Below are 13,754 nucleotides of genomic sequence, written 5' to 3' on the forward strand. Positions count from 1 at the left end.
TTTACACACAACATCCTTCATTAGAAGTATTTCCAATTCCAGCATAAGACAAAATGACCCCGGAAGCACTAGGCTCCCGGAGCTACAATACACAGTATGTCAGAAAGTTTATTTTAAGGATTTACTTTAGCTTCAAAGGTTTGCTTACCTTCAACAAATTTCAGAACGACTGCCGCTTTAACAGGGTCATGAGTTTCGTTCATTGTAATTTTACCTGTTGCCAACTGAAGATCCTTAGTCGCTGCCAACGCATCTTTCAACTTGGTTGCATCTGTGGAGCCTGCACGAGTGATTGCATCAGCTACCAGCTTCACAGCATCATAACCCAGTGCAGCCATTCCGTCCGGTACAAGATCGCCATTCGCTGCCTTAAAGGCATCTACGAACGATTTAACTTCAGGAGCGCTGTCTTCTGGTGAATAGTGATTGGACATGAACGTGTTATCGAGAGCTGCTGCACCGGCAATTTCAGCCAGCTGCGGAGAATCCCAGCCATCGCCACCCATGAATGGAACGGTAATACCCATTTCACGAGCCTGTTTCAAGATTTTACCTACTTCTTCATAATATCCAGGAAGATAAATAACGTCCGGTTTAGCTTCTTTAATGCGAGTCAATACAGCTTTGAAGTCGGAGTCTTTTTGTTGGTAGGACTCTTCACTCAAGATCGTACCGCCGCTTTTAGTGAAAGTCTCTTTGAAGAATTTTTGCAATCCTTTAGAGTAGTCACTGGAAGTATCGGTATAGATAACTGCTGTTTTTGCTTTCAGTGTTTCAGTAGCAAAATTAGCCATTACCTGACCTTGGAAGGGATCGATAAAGGAAGCGCGGAATACCCATTCATTCAGATCTCCCGAACGCTCATCAACAGTCACCTTAGGGTTTGTAGCGGAAGAACTGACAAGCGGGATTTTTTTGTCCTGTGCTACAGGTACAATTCCCAGCGTGTTTGTTGAAGTTGTAGCACCGATAATAGCAACAACCTTCTCGGTTGTAATCAGTTTTTGCGCTGCACGGGTTGCTTCTTCAGACTTGGAGGCATTATCGGCTTCGACAAGTTCCAGCTGTTGACCAAGCACTCCACCTGCATCATTAATTTCCTTCACAGCCAATTTAGCACCTTTCAGTGCGGAGTCGCCGAAGGAAGCCTGACCGCCCGTAAGCTCGAGGTTCGCTCCAATCTTGATGGTTCCTGCCGCAGCATCCCCACCGTTAGCAGCAGCATTACTTTCATTGTTTTTGTTGTTTCCGCAGCCAGTTGCCAATGCCGCAGTTAATACTGTCGTTAAAATAATGGCCCCGATTTTCTTCATCCTCTTCCAGCCTCCTAAGTATTATATTTATATGTTGGTTCTGTGATGCAACTAAGAAATAATGATGTGTTAATGACCCAGATAAGCCATCTTGATCTCTTCCGAATCCGCCAATTCCTTAGCATCTCCTTCAAGGACCACTCTGCCTGTCTCGAGCACATAGGCACGATGGGCGATCTTAAGTGCTTGGTGGGCATTCTGTTCAACAAGCAGCACGGTCGTACCTGAGGCATTAACCTCCTGAATGATCCGGAAAATATCCTGAACCAATAGCGGAGCAAGACCCATAGAGGGTTCATCAAGCAGCAGCAGCTTAGGATGGCCCATCATAGCACGACCCATAGCGAGCATTTGCTGCTCACCGCCGGACAATGTTCCTGCCAGCTGTTTCTTTCTTTCCAGAAGACGAGGGAAGGTTGTGTACACCTTTTCGAAGTCGGCCGGCAGACTGCTGGAGTCCTGAAGATAGCCGCCGAGCTCCAAATTCTCTTCTACAGACATGTTCGCAAATACACGTCTACCCTCAGGACAATGGATAAGCCCTTGCTTCACAATCGACTGTATGCTTTGGTTCGTGATGGATTTATCTAAAAATTCAACACTGCCGGTCTTCGGTTTAAGCAACCCTGAAAGCGTCTTGAGCAAAGTTGATTTTCCGGCGCCGTTAGCTCCGATCAACGTTACGATCTCGCCTTCATTTACGGTAATACTTAAATCCTTGAGGGCATGGATAGCTCCATAATAAACATTAATTCCTTGTACTTTAAGCATCGCTGTCTACGCCTCCTGTCCCAAATAGGCTTCGATAACCTTAGGGTTATTCCGAATTTCTACAGGCGAACCATCGGCGATCAATATGCCGCGGTCGAGCACGTAGATTCGGTCGCAAACCCCCATGACCAGCGACATATCATGCTCGATAAGCAGAATGGTCAGGTCAAATTCTTTACGAATCCAAGCAATCAGATTCATAAGATCACGAGTCTCATTTGGATTCATACCCGCCGCCGGTTCATCCAGAAGCAACAGCTTCGGACCTGCCGCAAGAGCACGGGCAATTTCCAGGCGCCGCTGATTACCATAGCTGAGATTACCTGCGGTTTCCTCGCTCTGATCGGCAAGATTGAATATTTTTAGAATATCAAGCGCCTTTTGTGTAATCTCTGCTTCTTCCTTGAAATGCTTAGGCAAGCGGAGCATCGAAGTAAATATCGAATGCTTAGCGTGCTGATGATAGGCGATTTTTACGTTATCAAGCACCGTCATTGCCGTGAACAATCGGATATTCTGGAATGTCCGTGCGGCTCCCTTCCGGTTAATTCGGAATGGCTTCATCCCGCCGACAGATTGATTATTCAGAACAATGGTTCCACTGGAAGGTGGATACACACCCGTCAATAGATTGAACAGAGTTGTTTTGCCCGCACCGTTGGGCCCGATCAACCCAATCAATTCCCCCTTGTCAATATGAAGGGAAACTTCACTCAGTGCCTTCAGCCCTCCGAAGGAGCGACTGGCCTCTTTGACATCAAGAAGAACTACTTTCGCTGATGACGTCATCCGGCTTCGCCTCCTTTTTGCCAAATTTCATGAATGACAGGCCTGTGCTGCCAAGCAACCCTTTTGGACGGAAAATCATCATAAGGATAAGGATAACGGAGTAAATAATCATACGCAGCTCAGGTGTATTCTGCAGGGCCGTGAACAGAAGTGTCAGTACAATTGCACCCAGAATTGAGCCCGCTGTACTTCCTAGACCCCCGAGTACGACCATTACCAGAATCTCGAATGATTTCAGGAAATTGAAGCTGCCCGGATTAATAACATAAAACTTATGAGCAGATAGTCCACCCGCGATCCCGGCAAAGAGTGCACCGAGCGAAAAGGCAATTACTTTGTATAGAGTTGTGTTAATCCCCATAGCTTCAGCAGCAATTTCATTCTCGCGGATCGCGATACAAGCCCGGCCATGAGAAGAACGGATAAAGTTATTGATGACTACAATGGTTAATAGTGTGAAAAAGAACATAATCGTCGTCCATGTTGTCTCTGCCGGAATACCGCTTAGCCCTGAAGCACCACCCACATATTCGGTATTCAGCAGCACGATACGTATGATCTCACCGAAGCCGAGTGTTGCGATAGCCAGATAGTCTCCGTTGAGCCGCAGTGTCGGAATACCAATCAATACCCCGAACAATGCCGCCACAAAGCCAGCGATAAGAAGTGCAAATACTAAAGGAACATCAAAGTTTAAGGTAAGGATCGCCGAAACATAGGCCCCGATGGACATAAATCCGGCATGGCCGATAGAAAACTGACCGGTAATCCCGTTAATCAAATTCAGCGATACCGCTAGCATCACGTTAATACAGACTAGAATCAACGTGGATTCCGCAACATCATCAAGAACGCCTGTAGTCAAAAGAATGCGGATGATTCCGTAGAGAATCAAGGAAAAGACGATCCCAAACCAGAAGGATTTATTGAATTTTATCATGATGATCCCCCCTACACTTTCTCCCGGACATTTTTACCAAAAAGCCCGGACGGTTTAAAGATAAGGATAAGGATCAGCACAGCAAATGCTACACCGTCACGCCAAGAGGAGTAACCCAGAGAAGAAATCTCCGTCTCTACTGTTCCTAACAGCAGTCCGCCGACAAGTGCACCCGGAACACTGCCTATTCCTCCAAGTACAGCAGCCACGAAAGCTTTAAGCCCCGGAAGGACACCCATCATAGGATCCACGGAGTTGTAAGTCATACCGAAAATTACACCAGCCGCAGCAGCAAGTGCGGAGCCGATAGCGAAAGTAGCCGAAATCGTCCGGTCTACATTAATTCCCATCAGCCGCGCTGCTTCCATATCATAGGAAACGGCTCGCATAGCTTTACCAATCTTCGTACGGTGCACGATATACTGCAGAATGATCATCAGTATTACTGTAGTAGCCAATATCATAATTTGATTGGAATCCACTTGAACAGAAGATCCGAACAGCTGATATTGCTTCTTATTAAGAATTTCCGGAAAACCTTTGGCTTGAGGCCCAAGAACAAATACCCCGCTGTATTCCAGAAAAAATGATACCCCAATAGCTGTAATGAGAACGGCGATACGCGATGCCTTACGCAACGGCTTATAAGCCAGTCGTTCAATCGAAATGCCAAGCAGTGCGCTAACCGTCATAGAGATGATTAGTGATATGATCAGGACGATTACGGGAGGGAGACCTACCGAAGCCAAATACCTGGCACTGAACAATCCGATAAACGAACCCACCATAAACACATCACCATGTGCAAAATTTATCAGCTTGATAATTCCGTAAACCATGGTGTAACCAAGTGCGATCAGAGCATAAATACTGCCTACGGATATTCCGTTAATTAGTTGTTGAATGAAGTACTCCATCGCCATCCCCTTTTCCCCATAATAATCAAAAATCCCCTTTCTCTGTCTTACATTTCATCTTTATTTCTTTATGATGTTATTTATATTAACATAGAAGGTTTTTTACGTCACTAGAATTTATACTTTTTTACTACAATGTTCGAAATTAAGGTTAGGTTTCATCACACGAATATGTAATGTATTAGGAAGGTATTTTTCATTTTCGTAGTAATACGGAGTAAATGGAGGTAAACAGAAGATAATTGGAGTTTTTAAATAACGGAATTTTAATCCTTTTATAATAGAATACTTTATTTTGTTGTAAAGAATATAACATTTGTCTCTTTAAAGCTTCTATCCATCAACTAATTAAAGAGTTGATGCATCACATCAACTTATGAACGCAAAAAAAGAGCTCACTGGGAGCTCTTGTCTGTAAATCGTTTGTTATTTCAACGGAGAGAGAGGGATACTCTTGCTTGGCAAGAGATTGCAAAGTTTCCCTAACGAAGCTTATGCTCCAACGAACCACTGAGGGTTCTCATCCCTTACAGAGATGCTAATCAACGGAGAGAGAGGGATTCGAACCCTCGCACCGCTTACGCAGTCTAACCCCTTAGCAGAGGGTCCCCTTATAGCCACTTGGGTATCTCTCCAAATATATGGCTCCCCGAACAGGGCTCGAACCTGTGACAACTCGATTAACAGTCGAGTGCTCTACCAACTGAGCTATCAGGGAATATTTCTATACTTGAATAAGAAATAATTTATCATGATTTCCAGGCCTAGTCAAGCGGAGACAACTTTTTTGTTATCGTTTTCATATGGGATAAAGGGAATACATTGACAATCTTACATAACCTGTGTTTGAAACCACTCTCCGTCTACAGGAATCGACACTTTGTCTAATAATAGTTCCTGATTTAGTCTATGATGCAGCATTTCCCTCGTGACCAGACAATGATTTATAGCATCCATATGTACTGCAATCACTTCAGTAGTCGGTGCGTAGGCGCATAAGTCGATAACATCCTGCTCATTCATCGTAATATGACCGCCTTTCAAAAAACGTGCTCCGCCCGCATTTACAATCGTAATCTCTGGGCGGCACTTATCAAGAATTTGCTTTACCTCATTACACCAAATGGTATCTCCCGCTATATATAGCGTAGGCTCCCCCTCCGCTTGGAAAACAAAACCGGATACAGTTCCCATTAATCGACCGATCACACCACTGCCATGCCGTCCTCTGGTTCGGGTTAGACTTACTTTGCCTAAAGATAGTTCATCTTGAATCACCGTGACATTGTTAAAACCCTGCGAGGCTATTTTCTCTTGGTCACCCGTTTGGCATATGAGTTGAATATCAGGGGACAGTGAAGACACCGCGGCAGCATCCCAGTGATCTTGATGAAGATGTGTTACCAGTACAACATCAGGCTTCAACCATGTATCTACAGGACCCGGCAAAGGAACAAGGGGATTACGCCGGTCATTAGCACTTTTCTTGATCGGCGGATTCTCCCCTTGCTCACTTAGCATCGGATCGATTAAAAAAGTAATACCGCCATATTCCAGCCATAATGCTGCGTGCCGAATGAGTTGGAGCTTCATATAACTGCACCCCTTCTTTTAATTATCTACTACAGCAATTATAATATGGCATGATTACTGCGTACATTTTGTTCTGAAAGAGATTATGCCTTTATACTTTCATATAGAAAGGAATGATAGCCATATGGATCAATGGGCAATCGACGATACGGATTTCCGCATCCTGCAAATTCTCATAAGTGACTCTACGCTCACTCATAAAGCAATTGGGCAGCAGGTTCACATGACAGGCCAAGCCGTTGGCGCTCGTATACGCAAAATGCAGGAAACACAAGTCATCGAGGGCTTTTCGGTACGTTGGAACCCGGAAAGGATTGGACTACACATTCAAGCCTTCGTGACTGTATTTCTCAGTTCAAGTGCCGCCCATCCAACTTTTCAGAAGTTCGCTAAAACTAGCTCCCAGATTTATGAATTACACCGGGTAAGCGGTGAGGGTTGCTACTGGATGCGTATTCGTGTAGAGAATCATGAACAGTTAAATGCCTTTTTGGACAACCTATTAATGTATGGGAACTATAAGGTGGCTCTTTCTACCGAACGGGTGAAGTGATTTCTCTTCGAGTACACCAATATAACGAAAATAAGCCGTGATAAAGGAATTGAGCTTCCTTTATCACGGCTTTTTTATCCTAAGGGCCTTATTTATTCAGCAACTTGACTTCAGTTAGCAGCCGCTCGAGTATAACCGCTGCTTCTGCGCGGCTTGTAGCTTTACCAGGAGCAAACGCTCCGCTCGGCTGGCCTTTCATAATTCCGGAAGATACAAGTACATCTATGGCACCCTTCGCCCAATTCGAAATATCCTCAGCGTCATTAAAATGAATAGTTGTGGCATTTCCGGCATCCTTGGTTACAGCCGTCTGAAGCAGTTGGATAGCTCTTCCTGCCATCACCGCCATCTGCTCCCTAGTGACTGAAGCATTTGGACGGAAGGAGCCATCTTCATAGCCCTGGACCAATCCGAGCTTCGCGGCTAATCCGGCATCCGTTGCATACCAAGCGCTGCTCGGTACATCCTTGAATGGAGGCATTGAGGCGGACGTTCCATCGGGTTGCAGACCTAGCGAACGAATCAGCATCGCTGCGAACTCTGCTCGACTAACGGACTTCCCAGGTGCGAAACCACTAGTTGATTGTCCATTTACAATCAGTCTGCTTGCAAGAAGCTCAATTTCTGCCTTCGCCCAGTGTCCGGACGATACATCTTTGAAGGTGATCGGGTTCACTGCAATGGCAACTACACCACTGGCCAGCGTGCTCTTAACAGTTACCTTGGTAACTCCTTTGCTGACCTCGAACAGAGCAGGCACATAATGGAAGGCTCCTGTCTTCGAGTCAAAGATAAGAGCTACCGCAGATTTAATATTCACTTCTTCACTAATCGTGAAGGTTCGCTCCACATAAGTGGTTCCGAATCCGGTAACAGGAATGGTAGTCATTCCATCCGTTACCTTTAGCGAGAATTCAACCGGAGTGCCTTTTATAAGGAACCCTTGCTCTTTTGCGGCAGAAGCCAGCACTTTATCATTATCACTCTTCAGGGCAAGATGGAACTCCAGAACTCCCCCTGGCAGGTTGGCCTGCTTCAATACAGATTCCACTAGCTTTAATGGGAATTGGTAGGTTCCCACTGCACTCTGGATAAGGAGTACTGAATCAGGACTTGCGGCTGCGGCACTACGTAAAGATTCTGCACCAAAACGAGCAGTTCCATCGGTAGTGGCATTTACTTCAATAATGAGTTGCTTAGAAGCTGCCTTATCCTTGAGCAATGCGTCATTGATTGCTATATCCTTTGCAGGAAGTGAAGGATTACCGCTCGGCGGTATCGGGTCCGTTCCTCCCCCAGTTACAGACTTAGATACAACTACAACCTCATAATTCCTCACATTGTCGCCTACAGATACTTTAAAGGTTGTAACGCCTTCTTTAAGCGCCTGAAGATTACCACTTATAAATGAAGCAACGTTATCGACTCCAAAATCTACTTTGGCTTGGTCTGTAATGTCCGCTCCCGCTCTGTCCAGCACCTTCAGTTTTGCAGATTCACCCTGTTTTAATACAACGGGTCCGATCTGACCATCGTCAAGCACAATAGAGAACGGTTTCACCGAGGTGGACAAACCTTGGTTCATTTCAATAATTTTAAACACAGGTGACTGGTTCGAAATCTGATTCATTTTTTCTCCACGTACAATGACGTTATCAGCTATGATTTGACCTTTCAGATCCTTTGTAATCTCGATCCCGCTTGTCCCTGCCCCATCAATCACATTGTTCAACAGCGTCACATTGCTTACTGTCATATGACCGTGTGCTATGAATCCGGAGTAGGTGCTGTCTAGAGCTGTATTGTTCATAATCCGAATCGTACCTCCCATGTCGCTCTCCCCGGCATATAACCAAAGCGCTCCAAGGTTCAGGCCGTAACCGGAATCATAGCTACCCGTACGAATCATAGTATTTCGCTCAACGATTGTCGTCCCTTGGAAGGGCTCTGCCGAGAAGCGTGTCGATACCGCTATACCTGCACCGTTAGTGACTGTATCCTTCACTATGTTATCTTGAATTTTATTATCCTTGCCGCCGAATACAACGATATTGTCAGCCAGCCATGGTAGTGACACTGTATTAAAACGAGCTGTATTGTTCACACTCGGCGTTCGTTCCGTACCGTTCACGTCGACCAGTGAGGCATCCGTGAATGACCACATGGCAATTCCATCATCACCAGGGTAGCGGATATCACTTTGCTCCATCATACTGTTCGAAGTACCGACTGCAAAGTTAATCCCATCCGCCATCAAATTGCGAATGCGCAGTCCGACCATATGCAGTCCATTTGTACGCGCCTTTTCACCTCTAGGCTGCGTGAGCCAAAGACCAGCTTTGGTATGCTCGATCCAGACATTCTGAATGACTGATCCTTGACCGAAGGCACCGTGGAATGCGTTGGTAACGGCTTCATCATCCCGGACATTAATGACTCCATCGATCTGTAAATCGTAGACTCCCACCTTGCCTCCATGACCAAAGAACTTGGCACCATATAAAGTCGTATACCACATACCCGCTCCGCGGATTTCAGCAGAATCAAGATCGAGCAATCCGTCTTCGAAATGGAATTCTCCTGCCGGGAACCAGACACCTTTATGGTGTGCCTTTCCTTCAGCAAGGGTTGCCTTAAAGGCTGCAGTATCATCCTTGCCGTCATTGGCAACGGCGCCAAAGTCTGCAACAGATATGAAGCCATCAGGTTTACTCAACTGAGGGGCAACCTGCTCCATATCCATTAGATCGATGACATACGAGGTGGCTTGATTCTCCGCCTCTTTCACCAGACGAATCGTTGCACCGGCCGGAGCATCACCTATCAAAGCATGAATCTCGTCAAAAAATCGATGACCGTTCCCTTGACTAGGATCATTGGACCATGGATAGCTCCCATATTCCCAAGCATATTTTGAAGTCAATTTCAGTTGTTGTTTGGCACCATTTACATATAGGGAGAGCGTCTCTTCGGCTCCCTTGCCATCCGGACTATCAGGGATGGAATAGCGGAGTACGATAGAGTTCGCCGGCTTCGCCAGCTTGAATTCCACATATTCTCCTGTATTCTTCAGACTTACCGCTTTACGTCCTGAGGCCTCCGAAGATAAGCTCAGTGGCTTGCGTGAAGGACCAATAAGCGAACCGTTAGTCACTGCATCTTCAGCTTCATAGCTGATATAAGGGACTGTTGCCCCGCGGTAGGACTTGTTCACGCTGTCTTTTATAGTCAGACTATCGATTTCAATAGGACTCCACGGCATCCCATCACCGCTGAATGAAACAGTATTCAATCCCGAACGAAGGTTCAGTTGAAGTTCTGCCGTTTCTGGGGTGTTCTGGGCTGTTCTATCCAGACTGAGACCGTCCTGCTTCAGGCCGTTTACTTCCACCTTCGTCAGTACCGATACGGCTCCTGCGTTCTTATAACGGACATTAGCCTTGTATTCTCCTGCATGATCAGCATTAACTGTAAAACGTATGACTTCCTCACCCTTGAAAGCAATCTCCCCAGCGTAATCTACATCTGTCACGGTAGGGATAAAGCTCCAGAGCGTGTCATCGTCTGACGTATTGGCCCCAAGGTCAACTTCTGAATTTTGATGGATAAGCACCTCATCAGCATCAGCACTCTCAAGTAAATAGTAGCCCATTTTTTCAGTGGTCGTCCATTGCGACTGCGTAGTAGTTCCCGATGATAATAGAACAGGCTTACCTTGATCATCTAGAGATAAAAAATGCTTCGTGTCGATGTTCAAGAGCCGCTTCCGTCCGTTGTAATCCTGTAAACGCCAATTAGACTTGGCATTCTTATCCAAAGTACCAGCGAGAATAATTTGCCCCTCCTTCTCAGCCAGAACATAACCATTCAACCCTTTAGGCACTATAGTTACAATGTTCGTATCATCCTGCGCAGGAGTAGAGGTATTTGAATTTCTCGGTTCTCCGGCAGGGGTCATATAGTCTTGTTCTGCCCTTTCCAAATTCCAGCGTGCAGAAGGTGAAGTTTCCAGAAGCAGAGCGCGCTCGGCATATCCGGTCTGATTCTCTACGTTGACAAACTCATCGCTGTATTCTCCGTACATACTACGAATCGTATAGTTTTGACCATCCGAACCTACATCAACGGACCAATTGGAAGATCCATCGGTTGCAGGTTGTGTACCTGTACTCTCCAAAAAGGAATAGTCACCGTTCAGGGTCAGGTAATGTCCCGTTGCCCTATTTACAACAAATTGCTTGCCATTCTCTAATAAAATGCTCCAGTGCGAATATCCGTTATCACTCGACGGCTGTCCGTAGAGAATAACACCGTGCTCATTCTCGTAGAGATATTCTCCATTTTGGATATTTTTGAAACGGATCGGATAATCCGGTACTGGGGGTGCAGGAATGAATGCTGGCTCCGCCATGAACTGTGCACTGTCCATCTCAACTGCACCTGCAGCCTTACTTATCCGAATGACTGGATTGCCATCCTCATCCGGAGCTCCATACATATAATGGCCTCCCCACCCACTCTTGAAGGTGGTAATTCCCGAGGATTTCATATCCACATACCACTTAATACTTCCCCATACATCATAAATCGTTTGCAGGGTTTGAACCGATGTAGCCGGGTTATCCTCTTCTACAGCCCCACCCAAATGCTCCAGCGATAGATAACGTCCGGTTCCTCTGTTCTGAATTTTCACAGCACCGTTAGCCCCGTCAATTTCTTTCAATTGCCACAGAAATGAATTGTCGGCAAGATCAAGGGGACCATAGGTTGCTTGCCCGACTGTCAGGTCACTAACAGCAGCAGCCATTGGCTTATAGGTCGCATCGGTTACTGTATCCGTAAGCTCCTGTGTGGCTTCAGCCAGCATCGGGCCATCCTTCAGATATTGTTCTTCACCGTTAACCTCATTCATTCTGAAGCGGAACAAGTCCTGCTTCTTCTCCGTAACTTGAACAAACCGCCATTTGGGGCTTCCCCAATCCGGATTAATCACACTATATTCAGCGTATTTAGTAAGGTTTTGCAACGAGATATACTTATCAGGACGTTTATTAGGCTCCTTATCCAAAACGTTGCTGATGACATACTGGTTGTCGCCTGTATTTTTCCCTGTCCAGATATACCCCGGATTGACATCTATCTTGCTGGTCAATGTTGTAACCTGAATATGTCCGCTCGGCATTTCCACCATATTAATGTAGTGGCCCGTCTTACGGTTCTTGAACAGCTTACGACCGTTATATTTCTCAACCAGCCACTGATCTGATTGATCTGTTTGGAGGTTTCCATATTTCAGCAGACCGTCACTGCTCTCATACCAGTAAAAAGATTTCCAGCCATTCTGGATGCGGATATAATGCTCCGAGCCATCCATGGGTGCATTTGGATCTATGAATTGCCACTGTACGTTTAAAGAGGCTGCATCTGAAGAAGCCCCTACGATCCCGCCTTGTTCCTGTGACAAGTAAATTCCATTCGTCCCTATGTTCCCTATGGTCTGGTAATCATCATAATCATCAGACTCCTTAAATCTCCATTGATCCGAGGGACTGCTCTCGATTGATGCCTTTCCCGTCAACTGCCCCTCACTGTACGTAAGATAATGATTCGTTGCCGCATTTCGAATACGCTTATTGCCATCGTAATCCTCGACGTACCACAAATCATTCATCTCATTCAGTGAATGGTCAGTGATAGTTCCATGTTTCAACTCACCGTTCTCTGTTTCATATAGAAAATCTGAAACCACCTGTGCATCGGTATAGGTTGTTATACGAGTGGCCTGCAGGTCGGAGACCAGAACTATTTTCCAATGAGCTGTAACATTCCCTGACCACCCCGGCCATCCATTGGAGCGAACATGGTTATCATTCGGGAACTGTGGATTCATCCACTGCGGGCCACCTGCTGTTAATCCTGCATTTTCAAAGGTGACGTAGCCTGCATCGGATGTATTCGAATCATGGTCATCAGCACTTTGTTGAATCCATTCGCTTAAACTGACCTTATCTAGATCGATTTCCGTTGAAAAAATGCCATACCCCGTATCTTCATTCTGCTTGATATAATGTCCTGTAGCCCGGTTGCGGAACTTGATGTTTCCGTCCGTGCTGCCCGGCTCGATATACCATTGTGAGGTTGTATCATTCGACGGTTTCTGTCCATGCTTGAGATTCCCATTAGGGTTGTCTGGTGCTTGTACATATCCTGTATCCTCATAGATTACGGCTCCGGGATGCATCCGACTTTCCAGACGGACCGGTGTTCCGTTCAAGTCTACAAAAGCCCACTGCGGACTCTCAAAAGTGACGTTAATGTCTGAACTTACTTGGGCATAACCCAGCTGATTCTCCTCGTGAATGACAAGGTTGCTGGTAGGAGCCGTTGCACTTCGAATCACCATATACCCGGCCCGATTTGAAGTATCAATCAGCCATTCCGCCGAAGCTCCCCCCTCTGTTGCTGTCTTTAGTGAGTCTTCTTTTCCAGTGTTGCCGGCCAATGTAATGTAATGACCTGTCTTCACATTCTTAATCCGTGACAGACCATTCGTTGTCACTACGATCCACTGGGCAGAAGCATCCGCTGGATTGGTCATTCCATAACGGACGATTCCTTGGGATGTCTCGTACAAAAAGTTGCTTTTCCACTTATTCTGGATAAGTACCGTGCCTGTAGACACTTGCCCTGCACCTGTTCCTCCGGTTCCAGCGGAATTTCCGCCTTCCCCATATACAGGCAAGCTTGAGAAAATCAGCAGCATAACTAGTAGACCCGCCACCGCGGACCTAAATCTCTTCATAAGTGTGCCCCCTCTAAGTGATATGGACTTCCCTTCCATATTAGATTGGCAGCGCTTACGAAACGATGTGCAATTG

Annotated in this window: 8 protein-coding genes and 2 tRNA genes; 1 reads left to right on the forward strand and 9 read right to left on the reverse strand. The window is 46.0% G+C overall.

Annotated elements, in window-relative coordinates; all coding sequences use genetic code 11:
* Nucleotides 1-113: 113 nt before the first annotated feature.
* The 8 genes from PWYN_RS06425 to PWYN_RS06460 form a co-directional block, all read right to left on the reverse strand.
* Nucleotides 114-1,313, reverse strand: coding sequence for an ABC transporter substrate-binding protein (locus PWYN_RS06425; RefSeq protein WP_036649638.1), 1,200 nt, complete (start codon nucleotides 1,311-1,313; stop codon nucleotides 114-116).
* A gap of 69 nt (nucleotides 1,314-1,382) precedes the next feature.
* A complete protein-coding gene (locus PWYN_RS06430) occupies nucleotides 1,383-2,084 on the reverse strand; it encodes an ABC transporter ATP-binding protein (RefSeq protein ID WP_036649640.1) in 702 nt (233 codons plus the stop codon).
* Between the two features lie 6 nt (nucleotides 2,085-2,090).
* Complete coding sequence (locus PWYN_RS06435) at nucleotides 2,091-2,873, reverse strand: ABC transporter ATP-binding protein (protein ID WP_036649642.1); 783 nt, start codon at nucleotides 2,871-2,873, stop codon at nucleotides 2,091-2,093.
* Nucleotides 2,842-3,813 (reverse strand): branched-chain amino acid ABC transporter permease, encoded by a 972-nt coding sequence (locus tag PWYN_RS06440; protein ID WP_052087797.1) that lies wholly within the window; start codon nucleotides 3,811-3,813, stop codon nucleotides 2,842-2,844. Before PWYN_RS06440 ends, PWYN_RS06435 begins: the two co-directional genes overlap by 32 nt.
* Before the next feature lie 11 nt (nucleotides 3,814-3,824).
* Nucleotides 3,825-4,730: a branched-chain amino acid ABC transporter permease gene (locus PWYN_RS06445; RefSeq protein WP_036653419.1), complete on the reverse strand. Its 906-nt coding sequence runs from the start codon at nucleotides 4,728-4,730 to the stop codon at nucleotides 3,825-3,827.
* Nucleotides 4,731-5,276: 546 nt separating this feature from the next.
* Nucleotides 5,277-5,365, reverse strand: a tRNA-Ser gene (locus PWYN_RS06450).
* 7 nt (nucleotides 5,366-5,372) lie between these two features.
* A tRNA-Asn gene (locus PWYN_RS06455) sits at nucleotides 5,373-5,448 on the reverse strand.
* A 113-nt stretch (nucleotides 5,449-5,561) separates the two neighbouring features.
* Nucleotides 5,562-6,323 (reverse strand): MBL fold metallo-hydrolase, encoded by a 762-nt coding sequence (locus tag PWYN_RS06460; RefSeq protein WP_036649644.1) that lies wholly within the window; start codon nucleotides 6,321-6,323, stop codon nucleotides 5,562-5,564.
* 124 nt (nucleotides 6,324-6,447) lie between these two features.
* Between PWYN_RS06460 and PWYN_RS06465 the strand changes: the two genes are divergently transcribed.
* A complete protein-coding gene (locus PWYN_RS06465) occupies nucleotides 6,448-6,876 on the forward strand; it encodes an Lrp/AsnC family transcriptional regulator (protein WP_036649646.1) in 429 nt (142 codons plus the stop codon).
* An 88-nt stretch (nucleotides 6,877-6,964) separates the two neighbouring features.
* Here the strand turns inward: PWYN_RS06465 and PWYN_RS27890 are convergent, their stop codons facing one another.
* A complete protein-coding gene (locus PWYN_RS27890) occupies nucleotides 6,965-13,678 on the reverse strand; it encodes an S-layer homology domain-containing protein (protein ID WP_052087798.1) in 6,714 nt (2,237 codons plus the stop codon).
* Between the last annotated feature and the right edge of the window lie 76 nt (nucleotides 13,679-13,754).

Source organism: Paenibacillus wynnii, from assembly GCF_000757885.1.
In the GTDB taxonomy this organism is placed as follows: domain Bacteria; phylum Bacillota; class Bacilli; order Paenibacillales; family Paenibacillaceae; genus Paenibacillus_AQ; species Paenibacillus_AQ wynnii.

Coding starts and splice junctions, on each gene's coding strand:
- PWYN_RS27890 (WP_052087798.1), bottom strand. CDS start 13,678: ATGAAGAGATTTAGGTCCGCGGTGGCGGGTCTACTAGTTATGCTGCTG.
- PWYN_RS06440 (WP_052087797.1), bottom strand. CDS start 3,813: ATGATAAAATTCAATAAATCCTTCTGGTTTGGGATCGTCTTTTCCTTG.
- PWYN_RS06430 (WP_036649640.1), bottom strand. CDS start 2,084: ATGCTTAAAGTACAAGGAATTAATGTTTATTATGGAGCTATCCATGCC.
- PWYN_RS06425 (WP_036649638.1), bottom strand. CDS start 1,313: ATGAAGAAAATCGGGGCCATTATTTTAACGACAGTATTAACTGCGGCA.
- PWYN_RS06460 (WP_036649644.1), bottom strand. CDS start 6,323: ATGAAGCTCCAACTCATTCGGCACGCAGCATTATGGCTGGAATATGGC.
- PWYN_RS06445 (WP_036653419.1), bottom strand. CDS start 4,730: ATGGAGTACTTCATTCAACAACTAATTAACGGAATATCCGTAGGCAGT.
- PWYN_RS06435 (WP_036649642.1), bottom strand. CDS start 2,873: ATGACGTCATCAGCGAAAGTAGTTCTTCTTGATGTCAAAGAGGCCAGT.
- PWYN_RS06465 (WP_036649646.1), top strand. CDS start 6,448: ATGGATCAATGGGCAATCGACGATACGGATTTCCGCATCCTGCAAATT.